We start from the raw sequence: 10,885 nt of genomic DNA, 5'->3' as shown, positions 1-10,885 counted from the left end.
CGTCGGAGGTGGCGATGCGCGCCCAGGCGTCGAGGTCGCGTGGGGCCGGACTCGTCACGAGATCGCCCCGGCGCGCGGCGAAAGCGAACGTCTGCGGAGCGAGGTCCTGCGCGTCCGCGAACCACGGCTTGAGCCAGGGGATGCCGAGCAGCAGTCCGGCCGCAGGCAGCGCCCAGATCGCTCGAGAGACGACAGGGCCCTCGGGCACGGACGGAATGATAATCCGTGACCTCGGCGGCGAGGACCCACGGGCTCAATTGGAGAGACCGAGAGCGTGTCGGTGCATGCTCGCGATCTCGAGACCAGAGTCGCCGACCACGCTCGTAGACGCGATTCCTAGTCTCGCTCGATAGGTGGGAAACGCCATCCCGTCGTTCCATTCATTCCGACTTCGGCATTGCGCTCGGCGACGCATCTGCCTATGAGGGGCCCTCGTGACGAGGTCGTCGCATTGGATGGCGGCATGAAAACACGGCGAAAACGTGCGACCTGCCCGCCGCACCGTCCAAGACTATTAGTCGCTTAGACCATTGTTCTTTGTAGGTGAATTTGGGTATCAGTCGCGGGTTCTCGAAGGAACTCGCCAATAGAGGCGGACTGCGATTCTTCAGACCATTGCTCTACCTGCCTGATCTGATTATTCGCGGATCTCGAAGGACTTCGATCCGACGCGCGGGACGGCGAGTCGTCAGACGCGGTCTTGAGTCCGACTTCGCTCGGCGATTCGTGGAAGTGCTCCAGCGTTACCACCGAGGACACGCGGAGGCTTCTGTTCGCTAGGGCGAGTCCACGGTTAGAACATCGAATAGATCATCGAAAGCAAGTTCTACTTGACAAGTCGTGAACCGCTCGCTAGACCGTCGGCCGCAGGAAGCAATGCGGGGAGGCGGAGATGCGTTTCAGGTCGAAGGTCGTCAACGGCATCCAGGTCTTCGCGGTCAGCGGCAACGGCACTGTCTCGTTCGGAATCAGCGCCACTGACGTAGCGCGCACCGGACTCTTCGGTTTCGCGATCGATCGCACCGACACGAGCCTGCCCCAGGGCGCCAAGAATCGCACCCTCCCGATGCTCAACTCGAAGGTCTTCAAGTCCGAGATCGGGACCTCCAGCACGTCGATCCCCGAGAAGAGCATGTGGAAGCATCCGCTCCAGAGCTTCGTCTGGGACGACTTCAACGTCCTCGACGACCGTCCGTACGAGTACGTCTTCACCCCGCTCGAGGGAACGAAGACGCACCTCGTTCCGCGACCCGAGTTCCCGGCGATCTCCATCAAGATCCGGACGGAGAAACTCTTCAGCACGACGACCCACGACGTGTTTTTCAACCGCGGCGTCGCCAGCAGCCAGGCCTACGCGCGCAAATACGGGAACAAGAAGCCCGACAAGCTGCCACCGGCAAAACGGGCGGACGCATACAAGTGGCTGTCGCGCAAACTCGACCAGGGCATCCTCGAGTTCATCAAGAACGCGAAGAAAGGCGACACCCTGCTCTGCTGTTTCTACGAGTTCAGCTACCAGCCGGTCGCGAATGCGCTCCAGACAGCACGCACGACGGGCGGCGTGAAGGTCCGAATCATCCTCGACGGCAAGCAGAACGGGAAGAAGAGCAAGAAGACCGGGAAGGTCAGCCCGCCCTTCCCGCGCGACGAGAACGAAAGGACGAAAACCGCGGCCCACCTCCCAGACTCCGCCGTCATTTGGCGGGAAGCGAATCCGGCCAACATCGAGCACAACAAGTTCATGGTGCTGCTGAAGGGGAAGAAGGGCACTCCGGCGGAGGTGTGGACCGGCTCGACGAACATTACGCAGGGCGGCATCTTCGGGCAGACCAACGTGGGGCACTGGATCCGGGACGCTAAGGCCGCCAGCGCGTACCAGAAGTACTGGAAGCTTCTTTCGACCGACCCGGGTTCGCAGAAGGGCGACGCGAAGTCCGACGCGACCAAGAAGAAGAAGGACTATCGCGCGAAGGTCGAAGCAATCGCGAAGGCACCGACGACGATCGCTGCGATCAAGGGTGTGATGCCAGTGTTCTCTCCCCGGCAAGGACTCGCTGTCCTCAACTCGTACGCCAAGCTTGTGGACGACTCGAAAAAGTCGGCTGCGATCACGCTCGCCTTCGGCGTCGGCAAGCAGTTCAAGGACGTGCTCAGTAACAATGACGCCTCTGGCCCGCTCATCTTCATGCTCCTAGAGAAGCGCGACTTGCCACCAAAGCCCAAGGCCGGCACGAAGCCGAAGACCGCGTTCGTGGCCCTGAACGCAAGGAACAACGTCTACTCGGCGTGGGGCTCGTTCATCAAGGCGCCGCTCTATCAGTGGGTCAACGAGACCAACACCCGCGAGCTCCAGCTCAACAAGCACGTCGCCTACATCCACTCGAAGTTCCTGCTGCACGACCCACTCAGCGACGACCCGATCGTCGTGTCGGGCTCGGCGAACTTCAGCAAGGCCTCGACCAACGACAACGACGAGAACATGGTCATCATCCGAGGGGACACCCGTGTCGCCGACATCTACTTCACCGAGTTCAACCGCCTCTTCTTCCACTACTACTTCCGGTCGGTGACCGAAGCGCGCAGGGGCAGGCAGGACGATAAAGCGCTCAAGGCGCTCACCCTTGATGAGACGGGAACCGAGTGGCACGCGGCCTACGCCCCGGGAACGCTGAAGACAAAACGCGTGGCGATGTTCGCAGAGATGAAACACGCGTCGGAATCATGAGTAGTGCCATGCCGGACCATTGCTCTACCAACTGAGCTATCTCGGCGGAGTCCTCATTCTATTCGGAATTTCGCAATCGAATCGAACATCTGAGCACGACATGGTCTGCCGCACCAAGTCTGCGGCCCTCCGTGCCGTCGCGTCGATCCGCGAGAGACGTCTTCGCCGAGGCGCAGGATGTGGCAGTCGGTGCGCGCGTCCTTCCGGACGTGCTTGTACGGCTGCGGGTCGCGGCTCACGCCGGCTTCCGTATCACGGCGATGATGTGCCTCCCACTGTCGAGTGCACCCGGCTGTTCGCATGCGCGCACCTCCCACGCGAGGAACGTCGTCCACATTTGCTCGTCCGACGTGACCGCCGCGAGGGCGGCGTCGTTGCCGACGGATAGGCAGTTGCAGCTGACGCCGCGACCAGCTCGCACCGATGCCGGCGCAGCAGGGCCTCAAGGTCGGCCCAGCGATAGAGGCGCATCGGCTGACCACCCGTCGTCTCGGCTGGCAGATCCCCTGTCGTGACCTCGCGATCCACGACCTCAAGACCGAACCTCTTCGTCTCCTCGAGTAGATCAGGGAGGTAGCGCCGCACCGACCCGAGGAGCGACATGGCGACCAAGAGGACGTAGCCGCCAGGCGTCGTAACGCGGAGCATGTCCTCGAGCGCGCGATCGGCCTGCTCGATGACCTAACTGAGCGCGCCTCCGTAGCACACCGTCGCATCGAACGCCCCCTCCGCGTATGCGCCGAGATCCAGGACGTCGCGGACGGCGCGTTGGACCACCGCACCCTCCGCGCCGGCCGCGGCCACCTTTTCGCTATTCAGATCGAGCTGAGCAGGTGAGATGTCAGTGACCGTGACCCGCGCTCCGACCCGCGCGAGCTCGATGGTGAAGCGGCCCGGCCCTGCGCCGATCTCAAGGACGCGATCGCCGGACCGCACGAAGCGGTCGAGCATCCGGCGATGCATCTCGAAGTTGACCCGGTCCATCGGTCGTCGTTCGAGGCGCTCCCACTCGCGGATGCCGAACTCGTCGAAGTACCGGCGGATGACGGACGCGTCGTATCGGATCTCCGGCACGACGGGATCGTAGCGATGTGGCAGGCGACCTGACCGTTCACGGTGCGACGAGTGGTCCGTCAGACCAAGGCTACGAAGCCGGCAGCGGCTGCGGCGCCTCACGCAGCGATCGCACTGAGGTGAGGAAGATCCAGAGCGACGCGATCGTGGTGCCCGTGACACCGATCCAGATCGTCGGAAGCAGACCAATGCGGTCGCCGAGGAATCCGCCGGCGAGCGCGCCAAACGGAACGGCGGCCCACATGACGAAGCGGATGCTCGCGTTCACACGTCCCAGCTGGTGATCCGGTGTGATCGACTGGCGGAGGCTGAGCTGATTCACGTTGAAGACGGTCCTCACGATCGCGAGCAGGAACTCGCCCGCCGCCAGCGTGACGAACGGCGGGACCGCCGTCGCCGCGAGCGCCGCGACGGGCATGGCGCAGCGTGCGACTCCGGTGAGGAGCTGCATCAGTCCGATGGCCGGACCGAGCCCGAGGAGACGTGGGACGCGCGCGGCGATGACCGCGCCGATGATGGAGCCCGGACCGGCGACCGCGAAGATGAGGCCCAGCTCCGCAGGCGTCACGTGAAGCTCGCGTGTCGCGAAGAGGACGTAGAGCGCAACGAGCATCCCGTTGCTGAAGATGTTGTGTGTGGTGCCGCAAAGCATGATCGGGCGGATGTGCGGATCCTTGATCACGATCTCCAGTCCCTCGCCTACTTCTCCCAGTAGCGAGCGTTCAGGCGGTGCCGGAGTTGGCTCGTTCACGCGAATGACCGACAGCAGCATCACGCCGAGGAGATTGCTCAGGACGGTCGCGACGATGGCGAAGGGCGCGGTGATGAGCTGGACAAGCAGGCCGCCGACACTCGGACCGGCGACCTGCCCCGCCGACGCGCTGAGCTGGACGCGGCTGTTGGCTTCGACAAGCCGGTCGCGACCGACGAGCGTCGGCAGGAACGCCTGGAACGCCACCGTGGAGATGACACCAAGGCACCCAAGGAGGAACTCGACGCTGTAGAGCAACTCCATCCGAAGCATTCCGAGGAGCGCCGCGAGCGGCACGAGCACCAGGAGTCCCGCGCCAAGCAAGTCGAGTGCGATCATGAGCGGACGCCGACGCATGTGGTCGACGAGGACTCCGGCGGGAAGTCCGACGACGAGGAAGGCGAACGTCCCCGCCGCGCCGAGGTATCCCATCTCGATCGGGCCGGCGCCGAGCGAGACGACAGCGACGATCGGGATAGCCAAACCGGCGATCGGGAACCCGAAGCCGTACACCGTGTGTGCGACCCAGTACTTCAGGAACTCCGGGTCACGCAGGAGGGACGGGCGGTGGGGCACGGCTCCGGACTTCATCGGATCGCGCTGCTCCATGCAGCGGTTCTGTCATTCCGCGATCCGCGAGGTGTGGTCGAGCAGGGAATCTGCAGCAAGCGCCTCAGGTATGGGCGGTGCGTCATCGCCACCAGACTGAACGAGCCGGCGATCGAGCGCGCGAGGGGCTCATCGAGGACCGCCGCTACGTCGACGGCGAACGCGATACTGAAGGCGGGCGTGGGCGCGCTCCGCGTTCCCAACCAAGGCCTGCAGTGGCCAGCCGGCATCGTCTTAGCGGTCGCAGGGGGTTATAGGCTCGTCCGACGTCTCCGATCCAGCGATGACGAACGCAGACGTGAGCCGGAACCGGGTCGGTTAGACACTCGCGGCGCATCACCGCCGCAGGTTGAACGGCACGAGGAAGAGATGGGTCCCGCGTGTGTCGTAGCCGCGAGGAAAACGTACGGCCTGCCCGCCGCACTTCCTAGACTATTGACCGTTGAGGCCATTGCTCCTCGAGCCCGAATTTCGGTATCAGCCGCGAGTTTCCGAGCAATTTCGCAGATCACGCTGTTCGCGATTCTTCAGACCATTGCTCTACCAACTGAGCTACCTCGGCGGAGCACTCATTTTACGCGGAAATTCAGGCGTGACCCACATCCGCGATCAAGCACGAACTAGGCGAAACCATGCTCTCTCGCTGGTCTCACAAGACGCCTTACTTCCGCAGGACTGACACCACGACGCCCCAGGCCACGGCGCCGAGACCGAGGCCGGCGACGGCGCCGGCGATCGCCTGACCGAACGCAAGTCCGATCCCCGCACCGAAGACGGACATGCCGGGGATTACGAGAAGGAACGCGCCGACCCAACCGTTGTCTGCTTGTCGATCTGCATCCATCTCAAGATGTCCTTTCCATTTCGTTGTATGCCGCAGCCTCGACGACCTCGAGCGCTGTCGCACTCCGCGGCTGACGCGCGCGCAGCATCACGAGCGCGGCGATGAAGACGACCGCAAGAGCCAGCGCCATCGCGGGTCGCATCGCGTCAACGAACGCGTGCGTGAAGACCACATGCGCGACCTGGCCGATCTGCGCCGCGAGATCCGCGGAGACGCCCGGCGGAAGCTGCAGCGCGGTGCCGCTCTGTCCGGCGCCGACCTCGAGGCCCCGCTTCGCGGCGACCGAAAAGCCGTCCACGAACAGCGCGCGGACCGGTGCGGGAAGGTGCGCCGCGTTTGCCGCGGCCTCCGCCGGGAGCGATGTCGCAAGCCGGTTCTGGAGAACTGCGCCGATGACCGCCGTCGCAAGGACGGCGCCGAGCTCCTGGATAGTGCTGAAGACGCCGGATGCTGCGCCGGCGAGGCGAGGCTGTAGCGTGCGCGTCCCGAGATCGAACAGTGGTGTCCACACGCCGGCCATGCCAAGCCCGGAGACGACGAGACCCGGCAGGAGCGCCCAGCGATCGCCCTCAGCGCTCGCCGTATAGGCCACATGGCCCATCCCGGCGACGAACAGGAGCAGGCCGATGAACAGGATGCGCTTCGCGTAGCCCCGTTGGATGAGCATGGCGATCGGGCCTGACGCCAGCATCATCGTGACCGGCTGCGGGGCGATCGTCAGGCCTGCGGAGAACGCGTCGAGGCCGAGGACCGATTGGAAATAGATGGTGAGCGGGAAGAACACGCCGACGATCGCGAAGCCCATGGCCATGAGGACGAACGCCATGAGCGCGAAGTTGCGGTCGGCGAAGATCTCGAACGGCAAGAGCGGCTCGCGTCCCTGACGCCGCGCCTGCTGGACGAGGAAGATCGCCAGCAGGGCGATGCCGATGCCGATGACGAACGGGATGCTTACGAAGCCAGTGATCGTGCCCCAGTCGTAGCGCTGTCCTTCAATGAGGCCGTATACGACGGCGAAGAGGCCGGCAGTCGCGAGCGCCACTCCGGTGATGTCCAGGCGGTGCGGACGGCCGGGACGGACGTCCGGGACGACGCGCACTGTGAGCGCGAGGATGAGCGCACCCACCGGGACGTTCACGTAGAAGATCCAGCGCCAGCCCCAGCTCGACACGATGAGCCCGCCGAGCGTCGGGCCGAGGACGACAGCAAGGCCGGCGAGCATGCCAAAGATGGCGAAGACACCGCCGCGCTTGTTCGGCGCGAAGAGGCTGGTGATCATCGGCAGCCCTTGCGGCGCGAGCAGCGCCGCGCCGAGACCCTGGCCAGCCCGTGAGAGGACGAGCTGCGTCGCGTCCTGCGAGAGCCCGCTGAACGCGGAGGCGACGGTGAAGACCGCGACGCCCGCCGCGAAGAGCTGGCGCGGACCGAAGAGGTCGCCGAGGCGACCCGAGGTGATGAGGAGGACGGCATACACGAGGCTGTAGGCGTTGAGCATCCACAGGATGCCGTCGAGCGGCGCGTGGGTGTCGTCCACGATCCTGGGGATCGCGATGTTCACGATCGTCAGGTCGAGGAGCGTGAGGAACGTCCCCAGCGCGAACACCGCCAGGACGGCCCAGGGATTCGCTCGACTACGAGATGCATCAGTCATGGATCCGCTCTCCTCTCTCGTACGATGAGCATTCGTCTTGGTCAAAGAATCGGCGTAGCTCCTCGGCGACCCGGGATGGCTGGGCGCCTCTGCCAGTCATTCGGTCACGGCTGTTGCCGGAGGCTGTATGGCCGAGCCCGGCGAACTCGACGCGTTTCGCATGTGGGAGGACCTTCTCCAGGGCGTCGAGCGCGGCTTGGAGGAACGCCGGGCTCTTGCTGCCGCCGAGCAACAGCACTTCGGCGCGGATGCCCTTGAAGCCCTTCAGGTCACCACCGGACTCGGCGACGAGCTGAAGGTCATAGCGGAGTGTCGGAGCCAGCATCCTGACCGTGATGTCGTCAGCCTTTGCGTTCTTGTCTTCGCCGGCGAGCATCGACTGCGTGAGCCGCTCGAGCAGCCAGCGCGGAATGAGGTCGAACACCAGCGGCCCGAGCTGTGCTGCCTTCATTCCGGTGATCAGCGCGGCGGCCACCCTGCCTCGGGCGATCTCATCGTCAAAGCGCTTCACGAGCGCGGTCGGCATCGACCGGCTCGTCAAGAACGGCGGTTCGAAGATGGCGGCTTCTTGGATCGCTGGCAGCGTGAGCGCCGCTTGAAGCCAGATGATGGCCCCTGAACTGACCCCGAAGACACGGTGAGCACCCGTCTTCGTAAGAAGCGCGTCCATGTCTTCAACTTCCTTCTGGACGCTGTATTCCTTGCCGAACGGCCCGCTCAGGCCGCGACCACGTCGGTCAGGCAGATAGACCGTGAAAGTCGGAGCCAGTGCCCCGGCCAGCTCCATGTGGCTCCGGGCCGACTCCATCGCGCCATGCAGCACGATCACGCCGGGACCGTCTCCGACCTGCCAGTAGCCGATCGTCGTGCCGTCCCGAGACCTGACGGAGCTCGTCGTGACGTTCATGGGTGCCTCCGTGCGCTAGACTTCCCGGGATGGGAAGCCTCTTCTTGTGGCATTATGTGTATGAGACAGATAATGACTACATCACACGATACGCTGCGGGAGTGAAACAGTGAGCGGACGCCGTGCGGAGCTCATCGCCGAGATCTCGCAGGCGATGCAGGAGCAGCAAGGCCAGGCGACGATCCTGGCCAACGCGATCGCCGATCGCCTCCGCCTCACGCCCACCGAGCTCGAGTGCCTCGGCATGCTGGCCTCGCGCGGGCCACTTCCCGCGGGGGAGCTGGCGAAGCGCACCGGTCTCACAAGTGGCGCGGTGACGCGCCTCATCGACCGGCTCGAGTCCCGCGGCATCGCGCGCAGGCGCGCGGACCCCGAGGACCGCAGGCACGTGCTCGTCGAGATCACCGCGACGGCGCTCAAGGCCTCAGCGCCGTTCTACGAGGCGATCGCCAGCGAGGCTTCAGACATACTCGACGGCTACAGCGAGAAGGAGCTCGAGCTCATTCTCCAGTTCGCCCGCCGGTCGTACGAGTTCGCGATCCGGCATACGGAGCGCGTCGAGGCGATGCCGCAGAGGCTGCAGCTCCCGCCGCGCCGACGCGTCAACTTCAAGGGCCGGATCCTGGGCCAGAAGATCAAGATCAAGATCTGAAGGCACATCGAAGAACCGCCCGAAACGCATTTCGCGAATCGCGTTGTGCGCGATTCTTCAGACCATTGCTCTACCAACTGAGCTACCTCGGCTAGAGCCTGGTCTTACGGGAGATTCGCCACGTTGTACCTACAGCAGCACACCGGCGAGGCGGCCGGCCCGATGCCGTGGGAACCCCGTCGGTCGACGTGGTCGATGCCGTGCCAGGGGCAGCGATATCTCGGGACATCCACTGATCGCATCGGGCGCGAGCAGCACGTCTTCGCGCTGCTACAGCGGGACGGCACCGATGTCTTATTCATCGTGACCTTCGGTCACGATGGGCTCGTCGCCGGGATCGATTGACGGTCGAGCTCAGGAGACCGGAGATGGTCACTGTGGAGTTGGCACAGCCTAGGTCGTGACTGTCCCCGTTAGTCCAAGCAGACCCTTGATGTACTCCATCTCGCCGAGATGCCGGTTGTCGTGGCTGAGCGAGACCAGCAGCACCTCGGCGCGTGTGCTCGGTTCGCTCATGAAGCGGCTCGGAACGACTTCTCCAAGTCTCACCTCGTCGAGCGCGGACACGGCGGCGTCGACCGCGTGGAACACGCGTCCGGCGTACTCGAGCAGCTCGGCCTTTGGTGGCAAGGTGAGCGCAGCGGACCGCTCATCTTCCCAGCCGGTGCCGACGCCTCGCTCGGGATGCCCCCAACGCTTGGCGTAGCCCCCAGTCACCCACTCGAGCGCGCGCTCGGAGAGGTCCGCCTGCACGTTGTCGTCTGCCCGCGCGGCGTGCCAGAGCGTGAAGCCGATGCTGTGCGCGCGTGGCGCGGGCCGCCAGCCGAGCTGCAAGTCGCTGAGGTCATCGACGACCTTGAGTAGGCGCTCACCGGTCTGCCGGCGTTTCGCCTTTAAGAGCTCAATGATCGTGCTCACCTGTGCGGCGCCGGTGAGGCGGCTCGCTCAGCGAGAAACGTCAACACGTCAGTAAGCACAAGCCCTTCACGTCCCTCTTCGGTCGTGCCCTGCGCCGTGGCGCACTCGGCGAAGGCGATCCACGATCTTCATCTCCTGGTTCGTTGTGATCGCGATCTCCACGCTGGCCTCCTGGAGGAAGCTCGTCAAGAGAGTGCGAGCTCGCGGCAGCGGACTCAGGACGAGAAGCACCCTCGCGCCGTCAGCGGAGAGCACGGCCTGCCCGCCGCACTCGCAAGACTATTGGCCGCCCAGACCATGTCGTTCAAGGTCGAATTTCAGGTACCAGCCGCGAGTTCCGGAGCAATTTCGCAGATCGCAAACTATCGCGGTTCCTCAGAACCATTGCTCTACCAACTGAGCTACCTCGGCGAGACACCCATTTTACTCGGAAACTCTCGCGTCCCGGCCGCTGCGAAATAGAGCAATGGTCTAGAGGACTAAGTGCGCGATCTGCGCGATGGTTTGCGGGCTGTTGAGCACAAGATCGCCGAAACCATTGCACCGAATCGCCGTATCAAAGGTTGGAGACCATGGTGCGTCCTAGACCATGTGCCCCCGGATCGCTCGGGCGTCCGAAACTGAACCGACGTCGCCCGTCAGACCGCTGATCAGATGAGTCAGTATTGCGCCGAAAACGCGCCTCAGATAAGCGGCCGAACGAAGAAGCGAGGCGGGCAGCAGGCCCAGCCTCACTCCCCGTCGGGTGGAATGG

General features: G+C 64.4%; 11 protein-coding genes. 4 read left to right on the top strand and 7 right to left on the bottom strand.

What is annotated here, in order from left to right:
- Positions 1–208, bottom strand: a 208-nt coding sequence (locus VI056_11755; protein ID HEY6203701.1) for a hypothetical protein, incomplete at its 3' end; no start/stop codon positions are given.
- Positions 209–892: 684 nt separating this feature from the next.
- Here VI056_11755 and VI056_11750 point away from each other — a divergent pair.
- Together VI056_11750 and VI056_11745 are read left to right on the top strand one after the other, a co-directional pair.
- Positions 893–2,725, top strand: coding sequence for a phospholipase D-like domain-containing protein (locus VI056_11750; GenBank protein HEY6203700.1), 1,833 nt, complete (start codon positions 893–895; stop codon positions 2,723–2,725).
- Between the two features lie 423 nt (positions 2,726–3,148).
- On the top strand, positions 3,149–3,289 hold the full coding sequence (locus tag VI056_11745; GenBank protein HEY6203699.1) for a hypothetical protein: 141 nt from the start codon (positions 3,149–3,151) through the stop codon (positions 3,287–3,289).
- A gap of 117 nt (positions 3,290–3,406) precedes the next feature.
- On the opposite strand, the gene VI056_11740 is transcribed toward VI056_11745, so the two are convergent.
- The 5 genes from VI056_11740 to VI056_11720 all read right to left on the bottom strand — a co-directional run bounded on the left by VI056_11740 (position 3,407) and on the right by VI056_11720 (position 8,561).
- The gene (locus VI056_11740) at positions 3,407–3,799 is read right to left on the bottom strand and encodes a methyltransferase domain-containing protein (protein ID HEY6203698.1); all 393 of its coding nucleotides are present in this window, start codon (positions 3,797–3,799) and stop codon (positions 3,407–3,409) included.
- 70 nt (positions 3,800–3,869) lie between these two features.
- Complete coding sequence (locus tag VI056_11735; GenBank protein HEY6203697.1) at positions 3,870–5,159, bottom strand: MFS transporter; 1,290 nt, start codon at positions 5,157–5,159, stop codon at positions 3,870–3,872.
- 661 nt (positions 5,160–5,820) lie between these two features.
- Positions 5,821–6,003, bottom strand: a complete 183-nt coding sequence (locus VI056_11730; GenBank protein HEY6203696.1) for a hypothetical protein — start codon at positions 6,001–6,003, stop codon at positions 5,821–5,823.
- A 1-nt stretch (position 6,004) separates the two neighbouring features.
- Entirely contained in the window at positions 6,005–7,654 is a 1,650-nt protein-coding gene (locus VI056_11725; GenBank protein HEY6203695.1) for a DHA2 family efflux MFS transporter permease subunit, read from the bottom strand.
- Positions 7,647–8,561: an alpha/beta hydrolase gene (locus tag VI056_11720; GenBank protein HEY6203694.1), complete on the bottom strand. Its 915-nt coding sequence runs from the start codon at positions 8,559–8,561 to the stop codon at positions 7,647–7,649. The genes VI056_11725 and VI056_11720 overlap by 8 nt, the downstream gene beginning before the upstream one ends.
- Positions 8,562–8,670: 109 nt before the next feature.
- Here VI056_11720 and VI056_11715 point away from each other — a divergent pair, with 109 nt between their 5' ends.
- On the top strand, positions 8,671–9,213 hold the full coding sequence (locus VI056_11715) for a MarR family transcriptional regulator (protein HEY6203693.1): 543 nt from the start codon (positions 8,671–8,673) through the stop codon (positions 9,211–9,213).
- A gap of 123 nt (positions 9,214–9,336) precedes the next feature.
- Positions 9,337–9,558 (top strand): hypothetical protein, encoded by a 222-nt coding sequence (locus VI056_11710; protein ID HEY6203692.1) that lies wholly within the window; start codon positions 9,337–9,339, stop codon positions 9,556–9,558.
- 48 nt (positions 9,559–9,606) lie between these two features.
- Here the strand turns inward: VI056_11710 and VI056_11705 are convergent, their stop codons facing one another.
- Entirely contained in the window at positions 9,607–10,131 is a 525-nt protein-coding gene (locus tag VI056_11705; protein HEY6203691.1) for a DinB family protein, read from the bottom strand.
- Positions 10,132–10,885 lie beyond the last annotated feature (754 nt).

Source organism: Candidatus Limnocylindria bacterium, assembly GCA_036523395.1.
Lineage (GTDB): Bacteria > Chloroflexota > Limnocylindria > P2-11E > P2-11E > CF-39.
Note: the sequence above shows the minus strand (reverse complement) of the source record. Positions and strands in the feature narration are given on the sequence as shown.